Raw genomic sequence first — 17,702 nt, forward strand, 5'->3', positions numbered from 1 at the left:
AGGAAAGGAGTCCTTGCATGAACAAGATCGACAAGCTCGATAAGGAACTGGAAAAAGCCCGGGAGAAGGCTGCCGAGTGGCAGGCCAAAATCCGGGAGCTGGAAAAGCAGAAACAGGAGGAAGAAAACAGCCAGATCGTGCAGGCGGTGCGCTCCCTCAAACTGACGCCCGCCCAGCTTATGGCTTTTCTGAACGACCCCAAAAACAGCCTTACCGCTTCGGGCCATACTGACCCGAAGCCGGAGGCACCCGAAAAGGAGGACACAGCCCATGAAGAAAACTAAATACCGCAGGCTGGCGGCGATGGCTGCCAGCCTTTTGTGTTGCCTGATCTTTACGGTCCCGGCCTACGCCCAGAGCAGCGAGCCGCAGCCGGAGACAGCTCCCTCCCCGGCAGAAACCGAAGCAGAGCCGGAAACCCAGAACCCCTTTACCCCGGACGGGACGGGAACCGTGGTGGACAACGCCACCGACGAGGACGGTAAAGAGTTCTACACCATCACCACAGCAGACGAGAGCGTGTTTTATCTGGTGATCGACAAACAGAAAACCAGCGAGAACGTCTATTTCCTCAATACCGTTACCACAGACGACCTTCTGCCTCTTGCTGAACAGGGTAAGGAACCGCCCAAAGAAGTGACCCCTGAGCCAGAGCCAAAGCCCACCGAACCGGTGGAGGAAGTACCGGAACCCGAGCCGGAGAAAAAGGACAGCCCCCTTCTCTCTCTGCTCCTGATCGGTGCGGTGGTGCTGGCCGGCGGTGGGATTGGTTACTATTTCAAGATTTACAAGCCGAAGCATGAGGCCCCGGATTTGGAAGATGATTACTGCGAATATGAGGACGGGGAGCTGGAGGAGATCGCAGAGGAACCCGAGGACGAAGATACCCCGCCGTGGGAGGAAGATACGGAGGAATGAGAATGAATTTTACAAGCAGCCCTTTTGAACGAATGATGAAGGAAGTACCGCACCCCGGCTGGGACAATGACGATCCTTGTAAGGGATGCCGTTACTACAAGGAGTGCAAAGGAAAGAAAAAACAGTGCCGGAAGAAGTTCCGGGCGCTGATCGTGGAGCCCCGCCCTTCGGGCCATCGTGGCCCGAAGTCATAAATGAACGCCCGGGAGCTGACCCGTGACGAGAAGAAGAAAATCCGCACTCTGGTCACGGGGATGTGCGCCAACTATGACCGGGAAAGCGGCCTATGCCTTCCTCTTGACTGTGCCTGCTATATGCTGCACAAGTGCTGGACAGGGGCGTACTGCCGTTACTTCCGTGAGGCTGTCCTGCCCCTTAACCTGGAGCTTCAAGCGTCGCTGACAACGGAAGGCATCTCCCCGAAGCTGCGGGCCTGTGCGGTCTGCGGAAAGGCGTTTTTGCCCGAGGGGCGTCAAGCCTACTGTTCCGACGCCTGCAAGGCCGAAGGGAACCGCCGAAAAAGCCGGGAACGCATGAGGAAAATGCGGGAGAAAAGGCCGGGCGGCTGTTACGATTTGCCGCCTCCAAAGGCTTGACATTCTGGGCTTTTTTGAGGGTGTTTCCGGGGTGGGAATATCTTATTACATTTCTCCCCGGTCTGCCCTCTTATTTCGTAACATCCAGCACTTCGGGTCATGTTAGCCCGAGGCACAGAAAGGAGGTATCTCTTGGAGACAGTACAAGGATATGTGATTTTGAAAGCTGCCACCTTTGAAACCGGACACGGCTTTGCGCTGGGGCATAATCCGGGAGCGCCGAGCCCCTTTGTGACCTGGCAGTTTACCGAGGGGGAAAACGGCCATCGGGATTACTACTGGGGCCGCTATGGAACCAGTCAGGCGTGGGCGCAGAGGGACTTTGACCGCCGGGTGGACGACTATCAGCAGTTTTACCATGCGGCGGTCAAGCATACCGAGCTGGGACCGGAGGGCGTTTACCGCTATTATTCCACCCAGCGGCCCGTGGACATAGGAACTTACCCGAAGCCGCCGGATAACCAGCCTCTTTCCATCGTCAACTACGATGATGACAGGCGGCGTCCTGTGGCAGACGGCAGGCTGATGGCATGGGGCGAACTGACCTACGCAAAGCCGCTGACCGAAAAGCAGATGGAGGATTATGAGCTGAAACCAGCACCGGGCAATCCTGACCGGGTGCGCCCATCCATTACTGCCCGGCTCAAAGATGAAACCAGAGGGCAGGAACCCCCGAAGGAACCCGGCCAGAAGCGAAACCATAAAAACCATGAGGAACGATAAAGGAGGATCGCCATGCACGAAAAAGACAACTATCTGAAAACCGCCGAGCTCTCCACAGAGCAGAACTGCAACATGATCGACGGCGTACCCAACAACACGCCCATCCCGCCCACGCCCCCGGAGCTGGACGCAAAACCGCTGGATAAGGTAAAGGAGCCCAAAGAACGCCGGAAAGGCCGGGAGCTGGAACGCTGATGGAGAACCGCAAGCGGAATGTCCATCTGCACGTCATGGTAACGCCGGACGAGCTGGCGGCCATCCATGAGCGGATGGCCGAGGCGGGCATTTCCAACGCCGGGGCTTATGTACGGAAAATGGCTCTGAATGGGTATATCCTGCACATCGACCTTGCGCCCGTAAAAGAGCTGATCTCTCTGCAACGGCGCTGTTCTAACAATCTCAATCAGGTTGCCATACACGCACATACCTATGGCGTGTACCCGGAGGAAATCGACGGATTGAAGCGGGACTATGAAAAGCTGTGGGGCGAGGTGTCAAAGGTGTTGCGGGAGCTCTCCGAGCTGGTGGCAAAGTAAGACGAGGGCGGCAGGCTTCCGTTACGGGGCTTGCCGCCCTGCTCTTTTTTTACCACTTCGGGCCAGTATGACCCGAAGGTTTGGGACAGGATTTACTAATCTTTCGCAACATTTATGTCCCCGGGCAGGCATGATAAAATAGAGGTAGGAAGGATAGATAAAGGAGGTTTTGAAGATGAAGATACTGCTGAAAATATTGGTTGCTCCCTTTGCTTTAGCGTTGTGCCTTCTGGCGGCTCTGCTGGTGTTCCTGTTTGATATTTGTGCCGTCCTGCTGACGATTGCCTCTGTGATCCTGGCGGTGCTGGGTGTCGCTCTCTTTTTCACGCCGACGCCCATAGGCGGGATTGTATTTCTGTTTCTTGCCTTCCTTCTTTCGCCGTATGGACTGCAAGCGGCGGCGGGCTCCCTTCTTTGGGCGCTGGACGGAGGCAAATCCGCTCTGTACCGGTTTCTGGCAAGTTAAGCAGCCTCGGGCCATACTGGCCCGAAGTCGGGGCGGTCTGAATGGGCCGCCCCTTTCTCATGGAAAGGAGGAATGATTTTTGGCTACCACAACTTTGTTACAGCGCCATGCGGGCGAAGGCGAAACGATTGCTGAGGCTATCCGGGATTGTCTGGACTATGGCAAGGACCCGGAGAAAACAGAAAGCGGAAAGTATATCTCCGCTTATGAATGTGATCCGGCCACCGTGGCGGACGAGTTCCTTTTGGCAAAGGCCAGCTATGCCGCTATGACGGGCCGGGAACAGAAGAAAGAAAATAATGTGCTGTGCTATCAGATACGACAATCCTTCTATCCGGGCGAGATCACCCCGAAGGAGGCGAACCGTATCGGCTATGAGCTGGCTATGCGCTGGACAAAGGGGCGGCACGCTTTTATCGTTACCACGCACACCGATAAGCAGCACATCCATTGTCACATTTATTACAACTCCACCACCCTTGACTGCAGCCGGAAATTCCGAAATTTTTGGGGCTCCAGCTTCGCCCTTCGGCGGCTCTCTGACAGGCTGTGCCTTGAAAACGGGCTGTCCATCGTGGAGAACCCGAAGCCCCGGAGCAAGAGCAAGTATCGGAACTATGGGGAGTGGCAGAAAGACCGGAAAGGACCGCTTTCCTATCAGGACCGACTGCGCCTTGCTATTGATACTGCGCTGGCGGAACGCCCCGCTGATCTGGACGAATTTCTCAATTTGATGAAGCAGGCCGAGTATGAGGTCAAGACGGTTCGGGGCGGCGGTATCAGCTTCCGGCTGACCGGGCAGGGACAGGAACGCTTCACCCGTCTGCGTGCCTCCACGCTGGGGGACGGCTACGACTTGCAAGATGTTCTGTCCGCCATTGAGGGCAAAGAAAAACGCCCCGGGCGCTCGGAGCGGAAAATCAGTCTGGCGGTGGATATTCAAGCAAAGCTGGCTGCCGGTAAGGGGCCGGGATATGAACGCTGGGCGAAGGTATTTAACATTAAGCAGATGGCTGCTGCCCTTGCTTATATACAGGACAATGGCCTGACCGATTATGAGCAGTTGGCACAGAAAGCCACCGAGGCAGCAGACCGTTTTCATGCCATTTCCGAGCAGATCAAGCAGACGGAACAGGCCATGAAAACCAATGCCGGGCTAAAGGCCGCAACGGTTCAGTATGCCAAAACCCGTCCAGTCTTTGAGCAGTATAAGGCGACGAAGTACAGCCGGAAATTCCTCGCGGAGCATGAGGCCGACCTTGAACTGTACCGGGCTGCACAAACGGAAATGCGCTCTCTGCTGGGTGGGGCGAAGCTCCCCAAAATGGATGTGCTGAAGGAAGAAGGCCGTAAGCTCACAGCAAAGAAAAAACAGCTCTATGGAGAATATCAAAAGGCACGACGGGATATGCAGGAGATCGTCACGATCAAAGCGAACATTGACACTCTGATGGGCTACACCGAACCGGGAAGAAAGCAGGAAAAGGAGCGTTAAGGTTATGAAAACAAGGAGCAAAGCGACGCTGACACTTCGGGCCATGTTGGCCCGAAGATACGGGTTTGGGGCGAGCCCCAACAAGCCGCCTTTGTGCCACTTGTGGCCACAGAGGCATTGCTTGCCACTTAGCGGCATCCCCTAAAATGGCGCAAAAAAACAGAGGCCCTTATTCTGGAACCTCCGTTTCTCTGGCTTTCTTAATGCCCTCGGCTGTGGCTTCTATCACGACAAGCTCTTTTTCGTTCATGGAGTTTAGAAGAACATCAATGTGCTTTCTGCAAGAACTTGACCTTGCCCCTCCGTCCGCATGAATAAACTGGTCAACTGAAACGTCAAACATAGTAATGAGTTTAACAAAAAGGTCGAAGCTGGGATACTGACCTTTGTTCTCAATATTCATAATGGTACGGGAGTCACGGTCTACTAATTCCGCAACATAGGCTTGTGTCCAGCCCTTTTCTTCTCTGGCTCGTTTGAGAGCTGCCCCGAGGCCGTGAAAGTCAAATCTTCTTTCATCTTGGTTCATTCTCATATCACCCTATATCATTCTACATTTCGGGTTGAATTATGAGAATGTAATGAGATTTTACATTAAGTAGTATTTTGTTTCGCATCAATGTAGGCTCCAACTTGTATTATTCGAGATAAAGAACTATAATGTATTCTGTGGAGGTGCGAAATGGACTACATGGCATTAAAAGAGGCCGCCGAGAAATGGGGCGTGACACCTCGTAGGGTAAATTATTATTGCGCCGGAGGGCGTATCCCCGGCGCTGTAAAGATGGCTGGTGTTTGGCTGATCCCAAAGAACGCAGAAAAGCCGATTGACGGAAGGACAAAACAAGGGAAGGGGTTGCGCCATGAATAAAATCCTGATTATAGATGATGACAGAGAACTGTGCGCTTTGATTAAACGTAGCGTACAAGCAGAAAACATAGAAGCTGATTTTTGTAATACCGGAAAAGAGGGCTTACAAAAATTAAGAGAGCAGGAGTATCAGCTTGTGGTGCTGGATGTGATGATGCCTGGTATGGATGGCTTTGAAACGCTGGAAGAAATCCGCAAAGAGAACAGTCTGCCGATTTTGATGTTCACATCTAAAAATGACAGCATTTCTAAAGTACGGGGCTTACGGGCCGGCGCGGACGATTATCTGACAAAACCGTTTGATATGGATGAACTGATTGCCCGCATTGCGTCCCTCATTCGCCGCTACACCCGTTTTAATCATCAAGCCGGAGCTGTGCAAAAACTGGATTTTGATGGATTGCAGATTGACCTTGAAAATCGTTCTGTTACTACATCAAACGGCACTTTTGAACTGCCCCCAAAGGAATTTGATTTGCTCCTGTACTGTGCAAAACATCAAGGGAAAATTTTGACCAAACAGCAGATTTATGAGGAAGTATGGGGCGAAGAATATTTCTATGATGACAGTAATATTATGGCGATTATCAGCCGACTTCGTAAAAAATTAGAAGTCAATCCTTCAAGCCCAAAGTATATACAAACGGTCAAAGGGATTGGCTACCGGTTTAATAAGGAGGTGTAGTCAGTATGGAAATCATTGTATTCTTGTCCATTGTGATTGCTGTTGGGGCTGTATTGACTTCCATCGTTCTCGTTCGGCGTGTAAAAAAACAAATAGCAGAAATGACCGATGTGCTGGTTGATGTGAAAAACGGAAATGGCAACCGGCGTATTCTGTCTGCAACAAATGAACTGACAGCACCTCTTGCCTATGAAATCAATGAGATCGTTGTGGCCTATGAAAGCAGACTTTCAACTGTACGGCAGACAGAAGAAACCAACCGCCAACTTATGACGAGCCTTTCCCATGACGTGCGAACGCCCCTTACTACTCTGCTTGGGTATCTTGACGCTGCACACAAAGGACTGGTCACAGGAAAAGACCGGGATGATTATATTGAAACCGCCCGTCGGAAAGCCCATGATCTGAAAGAATACATTGATGTACTCTTTGACTGGTTCAAGTTAAATTCAAACGAGTTTGCTTTGGAGATCCAGAGCGTTGAGGTTGCAGAGCTGACAAGAAATATTCTGATCGACTGGATACCGATTTTTGAGGATAAACAGGTTGATTATGACATTGATATTCCTGAACAGCCTGTCCGGGTAAGATTGGATATGGATAGCTATATGAGGATCATCAATAACCTTATTCAAAATGTAATCGCTCACAGCCATGCGGACAAAATCAAAATTTCCCTATCGAAGAAGGAAAATAACATGGAGCTGCTGCTGGCGGATAATGGAGTGGGAATTGAGAAAGAAGATTTGAAACACATATTTGAACGGCTTTATAAGTGTGATAAAGGACGCTCTGAAAAAGGCAGCGGACTTGGTCTTTCTATTGTCCATCAGCTTGTAGAAAAGATGGGTGGAAGTATAACAGTTGAAAGTTTGCCGGGAAAAGGAACTGAATTTATGTTGCTTTTTCCTTTGGAGAGTTAAGCGGGTTCCCGTCTTTATGGCGGGAGCCTTTGTCATTTTACTGGATTTCAAATTGCAAGGTTAATGCAAGGTTGCGGCAAGGTTAATGCAAGGTTGGCATGATAGAATACCTTACAGAACAGGAGGTTTTGAATATGGATACAAATTATATCATTGAAACAAAAAATCTGACAAAGCAATACGGCTCACAAAAGAGTGTGGCTGACTTAAATATCCATGTCAAGCGTGGGAGAATTTATGGTCTGTTGGGTAGAAACGGAGCCGGAAAAACCACAACTATGAAAATGCTGTTGGGTTTAACGAAGCCTACTTCCGGTGAGGTCAAAATCTGGGGAAAGTCTTTGCAAGGAAATGAAAAGAAGTTGCTGCCCCGTATCGGAAGCCTGATTGAGTCCCCCGGTTTTTATCCCAATCTGACCGGCACAGAGAACCTGCGTATCTTTGCTACTCTGCGGGGCGTACCAAACAATCATGCCATCAAAGATGCTCTGGATCTGGTAGGACTGCCCTACAAAGATAAAAAGCTCTTTTCGCAGTATTCTCTTGGTATGAAGCAGCGGCTTGCCATCGCCCTTGCCGTTATGCACGATCCGGAGCTTTTGATTTTGGATGAGCCGATCAACGGCCTCGATCCCATCGGTATTGCAGAAGTACGCTCCTTTATTCGGGAGCTTTGCGACGCAAGAGGAAAAACTATTTTGATTTCCAGTCACATTCTTTCGGAGATTTCCTTGCTGGCTGACGATATTGGAATTATCGACCACGGCGCATTGCTGGAAGAAGAAAGCCTTGCTGAGCTGGAGCAAAAAAGCAGTAAACATATCCGATTTACGCTCTCTGATACTGCACAGGCGGCAAGAATTTTGGAACGCAATTTCCATGAAAACCATTTCTCCATACAGGACGACCACAATCTGCGCCTGCACAACCTTGATCTGCCTGTGGGGAAAATTGTAACTGCCTTTGTAGAAAACGGATTGGAGGTATCGGAGGCGCATACTTGTGAAGAAAGTCTTGAAGATTACTTCAAGCGTGTGACAGGGGGAGAAGGAATTGCTTAAACTAATCAAATGCGAATTTTTGAAATTGAAACGGAAGAAATTTATTCCGCTTATTATTCTGGCTGCTTTCCTGTTTCCAATCCCGCTGACTTATCTGATGACAACGCCCTCTATGATGGAGCGATATACAGATCGGGCAGATGCTTTTGACGGACTATTTAACATGGTGTTGGGATATGGTATCCAGTTTTTACTGCCCTGCATTATTGGAGTGATTGCCGCTATCCTGTTCTTTATGGAACGCGACAACGATACATTCAAAAATCTGCGTACAATTCCCGTAACCAGCACACAAATGGTGCTTGCAAAGATTATTGTCCTCTTTCTTTTTGGAATTGTTTTTTGCGTGGCTTCTACCATTGCAACAATTCTTTGCGGAATTGGAACATTAGAAGTTTATGGAATTGGTTATAAGCTGTTTTTGGCGGTTGAAACGGGGATCTTCATTACGGCAGGAACACTCCCGTTGATTGTCCTTGTTGTCTTTTTCAGTAAGACCTATGTTTTTTCCATTTTGTTGTGTGTCTTTTACAGCGTTCTGAACATGAGTGCTACGGCATTGTTTGACACACTGCCTAAAACTATGTTATGGCTTCTGCCCACGCCACTGACTACATTTTGGAGTGCGGGAGATATGGCGACTCATGGAATAAAAATGGACTTGGAGCAAATGACAGGGCTAATTCCCTCAACATTTCAAGTTGTATTCATTCTTGGGATCATGGCATTGGTTTCGTTCTTACTGATTGACAGATTATATAAGCAGAGGGGGGAATAAACATGGTTCGCATTGTAAAAACAGAATTTTATAAATTGAAAAGGTATCATATCCTTTGGGCGGGCGTTGCACTCATGCTCCTATCCGTCCTGCTGACCTTGTTTACCTCTATGGCGAATGATGGTTCCGTTTGGGATTTTGCCTATCTTACAGAACAGGTCATCAAAAACAATATGTCCATGATTTTTCCGATGTGTATCAGCCTAATTGCTGGATATATGATTTCTCGTGAGCAGACGGATGATACATTGAAAAATATTCTGACTGTGCCGATCTCTTTTAAGAAACTGTTGACCGGAAAATTGATTGTGTGCGGCGTATTGTCTATTATTTTCGGGCTGATATGCAGTCTGTTTACAATCATAGCAGAAATGATTGTGGGATTTCCCGGCTTTGAGATTTCCTTAGCTCTAAAAGCAGCTTTGCAGATTACTGCGGTTAATTTCTTTTTATATCTTGCGGTTCTGCCGATTATCGCTCTTACTTGTCGGAGGGCAGGCAGCTTTTTAGTCGGTGTAATCATTGCTTTTGTCTATGGATATGGAGGGATGTTTGCCGCAGGAAATATGACATTAGCAAACCTTTATCCGATTACCGCAAGTCTTGGAATGGTAGGCTACCGCAGCTATGATACCGCAGTCAACTGGAATATCGGAACCTGTTCTTGCAGTCTTGCGCTTGCTGTCGTTATTTCTGCCATCTTGATTTTGTGCATGAAAGAACGAGAAGCAACCCAAACAAAGAAAAAGGCCAAAAAGGTAGCTCCAAAGAAAGGCTGGTGATGATTTTATGAAGAAAATAGTTTTAGCTTTAACATTCGTCCTTGTGGGAAGTTTTATGCTTGCTGGCTGTTCAAAAGATGAAATTCTCAATCATTACAATAACATTGTTCAATCTGCGGGCTCCATAGAACTGACAGGGAAATCGTCACTGCAAGGGGAAAAAGAAAAAGGAATTGATGATTATACAGGGACTTATACGGCTGATTATGCGAACTTTTCAGGTACAGAGTATTTGTTCGGAGGAACTTCCATAAAGAGAGAAGCTGGTAAGGAGCTGTCCATTGATTGCACCTTGGAGATTACGGAAGGTACTGCAAAAGTATTTTGGATTTCTGGATCTGATGAAGCAGTCACGTTGATTGAAGCAACCGGGACTTATAGTGACACAATCACACTTCCTGATGGTGGAAATTATATTGGCATTGAATGTGAGAATTTCACTGGAAACATTGAATTAAATATTGAATAATACTCTGCCGGACGACGGCAAAAGAAAAAAAGCCGTCGTAGAGCAGACAATTTGACACGCCCATTTGAAACGGCGACTTTGATTTTCAGAGCCGCCGTTTCTTTGCGTTTACACAAACCTATGAGACGACTTGCAGGGACACGGTAGCCGATTGGAGGTTGATTTACCGTGTCCTTCTTTTTATTTCGCAGTATCCATGATCTGCACCAGTTAAAAAAAGCGTAGCTCCCCCTCCGGGACAGTCTGGTTATGAATGTGAAATTAGACAACACATAAATGAATATGTAACTTCATGCGTTCGTGTGGCTTCATGCCGCCCGGGCGCTTTTGTGTTCTTATGGGGCTGCTTCGGGTCATGTTGGCCCGAAGTCATTCCCCGGTGCCGCTCCCCGCCGCCTTCGTTTCGGTCACTCGTCAACCAACAACCGAAACGGAGGTCAATATGGCTATTATCAATTTGCGGGACTATTACCCATTCTATACATCGGATTGCTTCATGGAAGTATCGGAAGAAGTTGCAGAAATGTTCAAAGAGTTTGATCGTAAAGAGGCTGCCTACCGGCTGCGTACATACCGCCACAAAGCCTACTATTCCCTTGATCGGGATGACGGGCTGGAGCATGAAGCTGTCTTTGTTGCCTTATCTCCCCATGAACTGTATGAGCGGAAAGTGACCATGCAGGAACTTCACGCAGCGATTGCCAATCTGCCGGACAAACAGGCAAAACGGATTTATGCTCATTTCATTCTCGGCATGACCAAACAGGACATTGCCCAGGCAGAGGGCGTCCATGAAAAAGTGGTTCGTGTCGCAATCGAGCGAGGTCTGCGGCGCTTAGAAAAAATTTTGAAAAATTCTTTGTAAGGCGTACCGATTTAGACCGGAAAATGAAATGGTTTATGAGAGGCAAAACACTTCGGGTCACAATGACCCGAGGTTCAGACAAGCCTCATGCAGATTGAAAATTGAATAAAAAGACACCCGGATACGAAGGGGAACGCGCTGTGTGACAGACCCGCCATGACCTCGGATTTCAGAGAATACAGTCTTTGTAAAACTGAGCGAGCGAACAGGTCCATGCCATAGGTGGGGCAAGGCTGGCTCCACCGGAACAGGCGCAGGCCCCGGATACTTGCGTTTAGTCACAGTCCGAGCGTTGAAGCGGCCTTGCAAGCCGTGAGCCGTCGCAGGCAATGAGAACGCCTTGCCATCAGAATGGGGAGAGTTGAAATACTATGGGGCATAAAGCCTATGTCCGTCCGATGTGTCTGAAATGAAGTGAAAACCTATGGGGAGCCCCCGGTAATGCTGTCTGATGATAGGCCAACCGATCCGGCGTGGCTCCCCATCTTTTCAAAAAAGGAGCACTTTATGGGAAATGCGTTTGGAATGATCCCCGGCTTGGAACCGGACGAATGGAGCAATGACGCCTGCCGTGGTTATGTCATTATGGCAATGGAGGACTGCGGATTTTCAAAGAAGGATATACGGCGTGTTGTGGGGCAGCTTTATGAAGTATTCGACCTCAACAGCGTGGAGGACGCCAAAGAAAAGTACCTTTCCAGTCCTTACTGACCTCGGGCCACATTGACCCGAAGTGGAGAAAGCTCAAAGGGCGGCACCTGCTGGGTGCCGTCTTTTGACATTTCCCCACGGGACAAGTGGGAAAGGCTGGCATATACACGCACTTTCGCAAAGGAGGTTTTCAATGACGCAAGCTGTCACTTATGAACGAGAAACAAAGTCTGTCGCATTTCAAGGGAAGATCATTGTGCTGGAAAGCCTCACGCCGGTACTTCCCCCGAAGGAGAAAGAACAGCGCAAAAAAGAAATTGAGCGTTGTCTTTACGAGGTGTTCAGCAAATATGGGGACAGATTTCCCTAATCATTCGCAACATTGTTGTCCGGGGCTGCTGATGGTATAATATAGTTGTAAGGTTGGTAGCTCCATTCCAACAAGGAAAGGAGCCCAATATGGAATTTATCAGAGAAGATTGTATTTACGCAAGACAATCAGTAGACCGCAAGGACAGTATCAGCATTGAAAGTCAGGTCGACTTTTGCAAGTATGAATTGAAAGGTGGGAGCTGCCGGGTATTCAAGGACAAAGGCTATTCCGGTAAGAATACGGACAGGCCGGAGTTTCAAAAGCTGCTGGGCGAGATCCGCAAGGGAAAGGTCCGGCGGGTCATCGTGTACAAGCTGGACCGTATAAGCCGCTCTATTCTGGACTTTGCAACGATGATGGAGCTGTTTCAAGAGTATGATGTGGAGTTTGTATCATCCACAGAAAAGTTTGATACTTCGACCCCGATGGGCCGGGCCATGCTGAATATCTGCATTGTATTCGCCCAGCTTGAACGTGAGACAATTCAGAAGCGTGTCACAGACGCCTACTATTCCCGGTGTCTGAAAGGCTTCCACATGAGCGGACAGGCACCATACGGTTATCAGTTAGAGCCTACTGTGGTAGAGGGTATCCGCACAAAGAAAATGGTTGCCGACCCCATAGCCGCCGACCATGTACGGCTGATGTTTGAAATGTACGCTGAACCGGAAACCTCCTTCGGAGATATTACCCGATACTTCGAGGAACATGACATAAAAATTTATGGAAAATCCATGTTCCGTACATTTCTTTCCCAGCTTTTAAGAAACCCCGTTTACGCACAGGCCGATTTGGAGCTGTACGAATTTTTCAAGAGTCAGGGCGCAGCGATTGTCAATGACGCTTCCGACTTTGCCGGAACAAACGGCTGCTATCTCTATCAGGGGCGGGATGTGAAGGAGGACAAGGACAGGTGCTTAAAAGACCAGATACTTGTTATCGCTCCCCACGAAGCACTCATTTCCTCTGACACATGGCTTAAATGCCGGAAAAAACTTATGGCAAATACCACATTCCAGCAGGGACGGAAACCGAAAAATACTTGGCTGGCCGGAAAAGTCAAATGCGGGCATTGTGGGTATGCTCTGAAAGCCACCCATGTACCAAACAGCACCGGATATTTCCGCTGTACCAAACGGACGGAAAACAAAGGCTGTCCGGGCTGCGGGAAAATCCGCAAAGAAGAATTTGAGCAATTCATTTTCTCGGCCATGCAGGAGAAGTTCAAAGACTTTCAGATACTCCACGGCAGGAAGGAAAAAGTCAATCCGAAGCTGACCGCCTATCAAGTGGAGCTGGCACAGGTGGAGGCAGAAATTGAAAAGCTGCTGGATATGCTGACCGGAGCCAATGCGACCTTGCTTGCCTACGCCAACAAAAAAATTGAAGAACTGGACACCCGACGCCAGACCATTTCAAAGGCAATCGCCGAATTGAGCGTTGAAACCATATCTCCCCAGCAGATAAAGAAGTTATCCTATTATCTCGACAACTGGGACAGCATAGATTTTGACGACAAAAGAAAAGCCGCCGATGGTTTGATCTCTACGATCAAGGCCACCAGCGACCGTGTTCAGATAGAGTGGAAAATCTGACATTTCCGCTCTATCGCCCCTCATTTCTATTTTATCTTGTTTGTCCCCCTTGTACACCGATGTTTATGTTACTTTTTCTTCCAATTATTGTATTTTTCTTCTTGATGTTCATAGAAAATTATCCGGTTTCTATGCACTTTTCATTGGAACATATTGCAAGAGCAATGAATTTGGGATTGCCTCGTTATTTAGGACATTCGTTAGTTATTTCGTTATTTACAGCTATAATAGGAACTTCTGTTTCTTATATCGCTGCTTATTTTACTGCTAGAACAAAAGGAAGATTAAGTAAATTACTTCATTTATTTTCAATGGTGTCTATGGCTGTTCCTGGAATTGTATTGGGTCTTTCATATATTATATTCTTCCAGAAAAGTCCAATATATGGAACTATTTCTATTTTGATTCTAGTAAATAGCATTCATTTTTTCGCCTCACCTTATTTAATGGCTTATAATGCTTTAAATAAGCTTAATCCTAATTATGAAGGTATTTCTAAAACGTTAGGCATTCCACAGTATAAATTGGTAGTTGATGTTTTTGTACCTCAGACATTAGAAACGATTCTTGAACAGTTTTCTTATTTTTTTGTAAATTCAATGGTCACTATTTCGGCTGTTTCATTTCTAAGCGTTTCTGCTAATCAGCCTTTATCTTTAATGATACCAAATCTTGAAAGCATGATGCTTATTGGTTCTATTTCTTTTGTGTCAATTGTGATTCTTGTTGTAAATCTTCTAGTGAAAGCTCTGATTTATTTTTTTAAAAAATTATCAAAAGAAATAAATTTAAAAAAGGAGAATATGATATGAAACTGAATAGAAAAGAATTTGACATTTTGACATTATTAGCAACCAAACATAATGGCAGCTATACACAACGTGAAATTTCAAATGAATGTCATTTTTCCTTAGGAACAACGAATTCAATTATGAAGTCTTTATTAGAAAAAGGATTAATTGGAGACAAAAATATAGTGACTCCAAAAGGAATGAAAACTTTAGAACCATATCGTGTCAAACGGGCTATTTTTATTGCTGCAGGTTTTGGTTCAAGATTAGTTCCGTTGACTATTAATTCACCAAAACCATTAATACGTGTGAACGGAGTAAGGATGATTGATACGCTTTTAGATGCAGTATATACAGCAGGAATAGAGGAAGTAATAATTGTTAGAGGTTATCTTAGGGAACAATTTGATCAGCTGTTATATAAATATCCAAATATTAAATTTATAGATAATTTAGAATATAACGAGGCGAATAATATTTCAAGTGCAATGAAAGTGCGTCATCTTCTTCAAAATGCTTATGTCATGGAAGCGGATCTGGTATTATCAAATCCTAAACTTATTACTAAGTATCAATATACTTCAAATTATCTTGGAGTAAAAACGGATGTGACAGATGACTGGTGTTTTGAGACTAACAGAAACCGTATTATTACAAAATTAGCAATAGGAGGTGAAAATGTTTATCATATGTTTGGAATCTCTTATTGGAATGAAAAAGATGGTAAACAATTAAAAGAAGATATAAAGGCAACTTATGACCTTCCAGGAGGCAAAGAAAGATATTGGGATCAGGTTGCATTAGAGTATTTTAAGAAAAATTATCAGGTTGAAGTACGAGAATGTAGTTTTGATGATATTATGGAGATTGATACATATTCCGATTTAAAGAAAGTGGATCATCACTATATTTAATAATGAAAAGATTAATGATATATTAAGAAAAAAAGGTTATAATATACATAACAAGGAGGTTTACAATGAACTTTGAAATTTACACAAAACTAAGTTATGGTGTTTATGTTATTACATCATCTTTAAATGAAAAAATGTATGGCTGTGTCGCAAATTGTGCTATGCAGATTACAGATCAGCCTTCTACCATTGCAATCAGTATGAATCATAATAATGAAACTCATAAAGCGATCAGTGAAAGCGGATATTTTGCAATTAACGTATTACAAGAAAATATCGATCCTTCTTTTATTGGTGTATTTGGCTTTTCAAGCAGTAAGGATAAAGATAAATTTAAAGATTTTGAATATGAAATGAAAGATCATGTACCTGTCTTAAAACAAACATTAGGGTATTTGACTTTAAAAGTCATCAATACGATGGAAACACCTACTCATACAGTATTCTTAGGAGAGGTTATTGATGGAGATGTATTTCATTCTTCTACACCTATGACTTATAAGTATTATCATGAAGTCATTAAAGGAAAATCTCCTAAAAATGCACCTACTCATATCGTTGATGAGAATGTAAGTACAAAAGAGCAGTGGGTATGTAGTATCTGCGGCTATGTTTATGATGGTGAAATTCCATTTGAACAATTACCAGATGATTACAAGTGTCCGCTTTGTCTTCAGCCAAAAGAAGTATTTGAAAAAAGATAATGGGATTCTAAATAATTCTGTGGTCTAGGCTATAAACAGCGTGTGGGTCAGGCTATCACAACCATGTGGAAAGTTATAACAGAGTGTGTGGTATGACTATGACAAATCTGTGGTTTATATGAGGAAAAAGGTGATCGGTTCGATCGCCTTTTCTGTTCAAAATCACTTGTATTATCGTTATATACTGTAGCTGTTTTTAAATTTTAAAAGTGTCTTTTTTATTCAGGCAGTAAAGTATTCTGTTACGGGTTCTTTTGAAATTTCTAAACCCGTTTGCATTCATCATCAGTCTTTCCAGCTGATTGTTTCTTGATTCAATATAGCTGTTGTTGATTCTTCTGCCGCTGACAGCAGAAAATGAATGGACGATCTCTTCATTCCAGTTAATCAAAAGATTGTAGAAGCCAGCATATTCACTGATTCCGGAATCTGCAAACTGCCGGATCTGATCTGCAAGCTTTTCCTTTGCATTCTGCACGCAGCAGGACTCGTTGAAGAGAATATAGCCTTCTTTCAGTTCATAGGCTTTCTTCAGATCAGGGAAACGCTCAAACAGGATGGTCTGCATGTCTCTGTAGTTCATGCGGCGCTTGAATCTTTTATTGTACTTAGGATCGTTGTCGAGATTGAAGCCATGACTGAAGATATACTTGAACTTTGTAAGAAGATACCGGAGATTTTCATCTTCGGTGTTTCTTCTGCACCTCAGACGGACAGCTCTGAAGGCCTCAGTGAGATGTTTGAGAACGTGAAAGGAATCGGCGCAGATGAGAGCTTTAGGAAAATAAATCTGAGCAATGATTTTATAAGGCTTGTAGAGATCAATCGAGACATATCTGACATTGTCGAGTTCGCTTTTTCCGGTCTTTTCATCGTAAGTATCCAGCCGCACTTTAGTAAAATAGCCGGCAAGATAATCTTTTTTTCTGTCAGGAAGCACATCGATGATGGTGCCGTCCTCAAAATCCATCAGAAGACAGCAGTAGAGAGAATCATAGCTGGATTCAGGAAAATGGTGTTCATCGATAGACAGGACTTCCGGCAAAGGCTTTCTGGGGATATTGACATGGGCATCAAAGATGCGCTGGACTTTGGTGGCAGAAAGATGATAGCGGGCAGCCGTAGAAGTGTAGGTATTATTGACGAACTTGAGATCCTTGAGAACATTGACCTTGGTTTCAAAGGTCACATTTTCAGAAGAATTGATGAAAGGATTCTCTTCAAAGAAAGTCATCTCACACGAATCACATCTGAATCTTCTGCGTTCATAAAAGATGGTGCATTTTCTGTTGACAAGAGTGGAATGGATCAGTTTTCTTAAGGAATAGCCATGGATATGGACTTTTCCGCCGCATACAGGGCAGCAGATATCTTTCTTGGCTTTCAGTCTGATTCTAAGATTTACAGAACCGTCAGAAAGATCAAAGGAATCAATCTTATCAATATTATCCGGTTTAATGTTCAGCATATCTGTGATAAACTTATGTAAGGACATGAATATGTCTA

General features: G+C 45.6%; 24 protein-coding genes. 22 read left to right on the top strand and 2 right to left on the bottom strand.

Features of this window, described 5'->3' with window-relative positions; all coding sequences use genetic code 11:
* Positions 1-17 precede the first annotated feature (17 nt).
* The 8 genes from BQ5367_RS11930 (at position 18) to BQ5367_RS11970 (ending at position 4,734) form a co-directional block, all read left to right on the top strand.
* The gene (locus tag BQ5367_RS11930; RefSeq protein WP_005927622.1) at positions 18-284 is read left to right on the top strand and encodes a DUF4315 family protein; all 267 of its coding nucleotides are present in this window, start codon (positions 18-20) and stop codon (positions 282-284) included.
* Positions 271-918, top strand: coding sequence for a DUF4366 domain-containing protein (locus BQ5367_RS11935; protein ID WP_071442693.1), 648 nt, complete (start codon positions 271-273; stop codon positions 916-918). The genes BQ5367_RS11930 and BQ5367_RS11935 overlap by 14 nt, the downstream gene beginning before the upstream one ends.
* 194 nt (positions 919-1,112) lie before the next feature.
* Positions 1,113-1,514 (top strand): cysteine-rich VLP protein, encoded by a 402-nt coding sequence (locus tag BQ5367_RS13185; RefSeq protein ID WP_074022024.1) that lies wholly within the window; start codon positions 1,113-1,115, stop codon positions 1,512-1,514.
* 132 nt (positions 1,515-1,646) lie between these two features.
* Positions 1,647-2,237, top strand: coding sequence for a defense against restriction DarA-related protein (locus BQ5367_RS11950; protein WP_202615304.1), 591 nt, complete (start codon positions 1,647-1,649; stop codon positions 2,235-2,237).
* 12 nt (positions 2,238-2,249) lie between these two features.
* A complete protein-coding gene (locus tag BQ5367_RS11955; RefSeq protein WP_003500078.1) occupies positions 2,250-2,432 on the top strand; it encodes a DUF4316 domain-containing protein in 183 nt (60 codons plus the stop codon).
* Complete coding sequence (locus BQ5367_RS11960) at positions 2,432-2,773, top strand: plasmid mobilization protein (RefSeq protein ID WP_012741672.1); 342 nt, start codon at positions 2,432-2,434, stop codon at positions 2,771-2,773. The genes BQ5367_RS11955 and BQ5367_RS11960 overlap by 1 nt, the downstream gene beginning before the upstream one ends.
* Positions 2,774-2,948: 175 nt before the next feature.
* Positions 2,949-3,239: a CD1845 family protein gene (locus BQ5367_RS11965; RefSeq protein ID WP_071442695.1), complete on the top strand. Its 291-nt coding sequence runs from the start codon at positions 2,949-2,951 to the stop codon at positions 3,237-3,239.
* A 79-nt stretch (positions 3,240-3,318) separates the two neighbouring features.
* Complete coding sequence (locus BQ5367_RS11970) at positions 3,319-4,734, top strand: relaxase/mobilization nuclease domain-containing protein (protein WP_071442696.1); 1,416 nt, start codon at positions 3,319-3,321, stop codon at positions 4,732-4,734.
* A 169-nt stretch (positions 4,735-4,903) separates the two neighbouring features.
* On the opposite strand, the gene BQ5367_RS11975 is transcribed toward BQ5367_RS11970, so the two are convergent.
* The gene (locus tag BQ5367_RS11975; protein ID WP_036626676.1) at positions 4,904-5,263 is read right to left on the bottom strand and encodes a helix-turn-helix transcriptional regulator; all 360 of its coding nucleotides are present in this window, start codon (positions 5,261-5,263) and stop codon (positions 4,904-4,906) included.
* A 153-nt stretch (positions 5,264-5,416) separates the two neighbouring features.
* Between BQ5367_RS11975 and BQ5367_RS11980 the strand changes: the two genes are divergently transcribed.
* From BQ5367_RS11980 to BQ5367_RS12040, 14 genes are all read left to right on the top strand, one after another.
* Positions 5,417-5,605, top strand: coding sequence for a helix-turn-helix domain-containing protein (locus BQ5367_RS11980; RefSeq protein WP_071442697.1), 189 nt, complete (start codon positions 5,417-5,419; stop codon positions 5,603-5,605).
* Positions 5,598-6,290: a response regulator transcription factor gene (locus BQ5367_RS11985; RefSeq protein ID WP_015524604.1), complete on the top strand. Its 693-nt coding sequence runs from the start codon at positions 5,598-5,600 to the stop codon at positions 6,288-6,290. The genes BQ5367_RS11980 and BQ5367_RS11985 overlap by 8 nt, the downstream gene beginning before the upstream one ends.
* A 5-nt stretch (positions 6,291-6,295) precedes the next feature.
* Positions 6,296-7,213: a sensor histidine kinase gene (locus BQ5367_RS11990; protein ID WP_071442698.1), complete on the top strand. Its 918-nt coding sequence runs from the start codon at positions 6,296-6,298 to the stop codon at positions 7,211-7,213.
* A gap of 134 nt (positions 7,214-7,347) precedes the next feature.
* Positions 7,348-8,274, top strand: coding sequence for an ABC transporter ATP-binding protein (locus tag BQ5367_RS11995; RefSeq protein WP_007860248.1), 927 nt, complete (start codon positions 7,348-7,350; stop codon positions 8,272-8,274).
* Positions 8,267-9,052: an ABC transporter permease gene (locus BQ5367_RS12000; protein WP_071442699.1), complete on the top strand. Its 786-nt coding sequence runs from the start codon at positions 8,267-8,269 to the stop codon at positions 9,050-9,052. The genes BQ5367_RS11995 and BQ5367_RS12000 overlap by 8 nt, the downstream gene beginning before the upstream one ends.
* Positions 9,053-9,054: 2 nt before the next feature.
* Positions 9,055-9,834, top strand: a complete 780-nt coding sequence (locus BQ5367_RS12005) for an ABC transporter permease (RefSeq protein WP_002594767.1) — start codon at positions 9,055-9,057, stop codon at positions 9,832-9,834.
* 7 nt (positions 9,835-9,841) lie between these two features.
* Positions 9,842-10,303 (top strand): hypothetical protein, encoded by a 462-nt coding sequence (locus tag BQ5367_RS12010; protein WP_029732360.1) that lies wholly within the window; start codon positions 9,842-9,844, stop codon positions 10,301-10,303.
* A 442-nt stretch (positions 10,304-10,745) separates the two neighbouring features.
* The gene (locus tag BQ5367_RS12015; protein WP_202615305.1) at positions 10,746-11,168 is read left to right on the top strand and encodes an RNA polymerase sigma factor; all 423 of its coding nucleotides are present in this window, start codon (positions 10,746-10,748) and stop codon (positions 11,166-11,168) included.
* 441 nt (positions 11,169-11,609) lie between these two features.
* Complete coding sequence (locus tag BQ5367_RS12020; RefSeq protein WP_023042386.1) at positions 11,610-11,879, top strand: hypothetical protein; 270 nt, start codon at positions 11,610-11,612, stop codon at positions 11,877-11,879.
* 133 nt (positions 11,880-12,012) lie between these two features.
* On the top strand, positions 12,013-12,189 hold the full coding sequence (locus BQ5367_RS13745; protein ID WP_015553872.1) for a hypothetical protein: 177 nt from the start codon (positions 12,013-12,015) through the stop codon (positions 12,187-12,189).
* Between the two features lie 89 nt (positions 12,190-12,278).
* On the top strand, positions 12,279-13,787 hold the full coding sequence (locus BQ5367_RS12025) for a recombinase family protein (RefSeq protein ID WP_071442700.1): 1,509 nt from the start codon (positions 12,279-12,281) through the stop codon (positions 13,785-13,787).
* Between the two features lie 164 nt (positions 13,788-13,951).
* Positions 13,952-14,599: an ABC transporter permease subunit gene (locus tag BQ5367_RS12030; protein WP_161940495.1), complete on the top strand. Its 648-nt coding sequence runs from the start codon at positions 13,952-13,954 to the stop codon at positions 14,597-14,599.
* Positions 14,596-15,492, top strand: coding sequence for a sugar phosphate nucleotidyltransferase (locus tag BQ5367_RS12035; protein WP_071442702.1), 897 nt, complete (start codon positions 14,596-14,598; stop codon positions 15,490-15,492). Before BQ5367_RS12030 ends, BQ5367_RS12035 begins: the two co-directional genes overlap by 4 nt.
* A gap of 65 nt (positions 15,493-15,557) precedes the next feature.
* Positions 15,558-16,196, top strand: a complete 639-nt coding sequence (locus tag BQ5367_RS12040; RefSeq protein WP_071442703.1) for a flavin reductase — start codon at positions 15,558-15,560, stop codon at positions 16,194-16,196.
* A gap of 196 nt (positions 16,197-16,392) precedes the next feature.
* Here BQ5367_RS12040 and BQ5367_RS12045 read toward each other — a convergent pair whose 3' ends face one another.
* A complete protein-coding gene (locus BQ5367_RS12045) occupies positions 16,393-17,691 on the bottom strand; it encodes an ISL3 family transposase (RefSeq protein WP_071440743.1) in 1,299 nt (432 codons plus the stop codon).
* Positions 17,692-17,702 lie beyond the last annotated feature (11 nt).

It is taken from the genome of Traorella massiliensis (genome assembly GCF_900104665.1).
Lineage (GTDB): Bacteria > Bacillota_I > Bacilli_A > Erysipelotrichales > Erysipelotrichaceae > Traorella > Traorella massiliensis.

Coding starts and splice junctions, on each gene's coding strand:
- BQ5367_RS12040 (WP_071442703.1), top strand. CDS start 15,558: ATGAACTTTGAAATTTACACAAAACTAAGTTATGGTGTTTATGTTATT.
- BQ5367_RS13185 (WP_074022024.1), top strand. CDS start 1,113: ATGAACGCCCGGGAGCTGACCCGTGACGAGAAGAAGAAAATCCGCACT.
- BQ5367_RS11930 (WP_005927622.1), top strand. CDS start 18: ATGAACAAGATCGACAAGCTCGATAAGGAACTGGAAAAAGCCCGGGAG.
- BQ5367_RS12045 (WP_071440743.1), bottom strand. CDS start 17,691: ATGTCCTTACATAAGTTTATCACAGATATGCTGAACATTAAACCGGAT.
- BQ5367_RS13745 (WP_015553872.1), top strand. CDS start 12,013: ATGACGCAAGCTGTCACTTATGAACGAGAAACAAAGTCTGTCGCATTT.
- BQ5367_RS11975 (WP_036626676.1), bottom strand. CDS start 5,263: ATGAACCAAGATGAAAGAAGATTTGACTTTCACGGCCTCGGGGCAGCT.
- BQ5367_RS11980 (WP_071442697.1), top strand. CDS start 5,417: ATGGACTACATGGCATTAAAAGAGGCCGCCGAGAAATGGGGCGTGACA.
- BQ5367_RS11995 (WP_007860248.1), top strand. CDS start 7,348: ATGGATACAAATTATATCATTGAAACAAAAAATCTGACAAAGCAATAC.
- BQ5367_RS12025 (WP_071442700.1), top strand. CDS start 12,279: ATGGAATTTATCAGAGAAGATTGTATTTACGCAAGACAATCAGTAGAC.
- BQ5367_RS12030 (WP_161940495.1), top strand. CDS start 13,952: ATGAATTTGGGATTGCCTCGTTATTTAGGACATTCGTTAGTTATTTCG.
- BQ5367_RS11935 (WP_071442693.1), top strand. CDS start 271: ATGAAGAAAACTAAATACCGCAGGCTGGCGGCGATGGCTGCCAGCCTT.
- BQ5367_RS12015 (WP_202615305.1), top strand. CDS start 10,746: ATGGCTATTATCAATTTGCGGGACTATTACCCATTCTATACATCGGAT.
- BQ5367_RS12020 (WP_023042386.1), top strand. CDS start 11,610: ATGCTGTCTGATGATAGGCCAACCGATCCGGCGTGGCTCCCCATCTTT.
- BQ5367_RS11990 (WP_071442698.1), top strand. CDS start 6,296: ATGGAAATCATTGTATTCTTGTCCATTGTGATTGCTGTTGGGGCTGTA.
- BQ5367_RS11955 (WP_003500078.1), top strand. CDS start 2,250: ATGCACGAAAAAGACAACTATCTGAAAACCGCCGAGCTCTCCACAGAG.
- BQ5367_RS12035 (WP_071442702.1), top strand. CDS start 14,596: ATGAAACTGAATAGAAAAGAATTTGACATTTTGACATTATTAGCAACC.
- BQ5367_RS11965 (WP_071442695.1), top strand. CDS start 2,949: ATGAAGATACTGCTGAAAATATTGGTTGCTCCCTTTGCTTTAGCGTTG.
- BQ5367_RS11960 (WP_012741672.1), top strand. CDS start 2,432: ATGGAGAACCGCAAGCGGAATGTCCATCTGCACGTCATGGTAACGCCG.
- BQ5367_RS12005 (WP_002594767.1), top strand. CDS start 9,055: ATGGTTCGCATTGTAAAAACAGAATTTTATAAATTGAAAAGGTATCAT.
- BQ5367_RS11985 (WP_015524604.1), top strand. CDS start 5,598: ATGAATAAAATCCTGATTATAGATGATGACAGAGAACTGTGCGCTTTG.
- BQ5367_RS12010 (WP_029732360.1), top strand. CDS start 9,842: ATGAAGAAAATAGTTTTAGCTTTAACATTCGTCCTTGTGGGAAGTTTT.